Source organism: uncultured Jannaschia sp. (assembly GCF_947494025.1).
GTDB lineage: Bacteria > Pseudomonadota > Alphaproteobacteria > Rhodobacterales > Rhodobacteraceae > Jannaschia.
Window position 1 is genome coordinate 1 of record NZ_CANLTQ010000124.1, and the last position, 685, is coordinate 685.

Consider the following 685-nt stretch of genomic DNA (forward strand, 5'->3'; position numbering starts at 1 on the left):
GCTCCCGGTGATCTCGACTGCCCGGACCTCGAGGTTCGTCGGGGAAACGCCCCGCTGGGGCCTTTCCTGATCCTCCTTGCCCTCGTCGACAGCGAGATGCACCTTGCGCCACACGCGCCGCCTGGCCCCGCCATGCTTGCGCGCGTGCCATTCGCCTTCGCCCCGGACCCTGATCCCGGTGCTGTCCATTGCCCGGCAGGGCATCACGAAGTGATGTCCCGAAAGGGGACGAGCAGGTGCAGCGGCCTGCCGCTGCCCCGACAGGGCAGCGGCACGGTGAGCGTCTTCTGGCGCCGGCTGAGCGTTGAATAGTCCGGCACCGACCCGTCGAGCCCCGCGAGCCTCGGAAGGCTCGCCATGAAGCCCGTCGTCTGACGCAGCGGCAGGCCGAACAGGACCTTCATGGTCAGGCAGGCCTGGATCGCGCTCGTCGGGGAAACGGCCCCCCGGACCGTTTCCTGATCCTCCTCACCGCTGTAGATCGGCTGCGCGCCACGCTTGCCCGAAGACGCCGCGTGCCACGGCGTCGATGGGTCGAACCAAACGGTCGGCGATCCGCGCTTGCGAAGCGCGGCGTTAAAGGCGGACCGGTTCAGGGTTCGGTAGCGGGTCGGGGCAGGCTCGAACATGCCGTCCAGCCATGCCGCTGGACGCGCCATGTGAATCCCGGACAGGCTTCGTGCAA

1 pseudogene is annotated in these 685 nt (G+C 68.6%); it reads right to left on the reverse strand.

Annotated elements, in window-relative coordinates:
- Positions 1 to 81 precede the first annotated feature (81 nt).
- A pseudogene (locus Q1B08_RS21605) lies at positions 82 to 629 on the reverse strand (transposase); the annotation flags it as partial.
- Between the last annotated feature and the right edge of the window lie 56 nt (positions 630 to 685).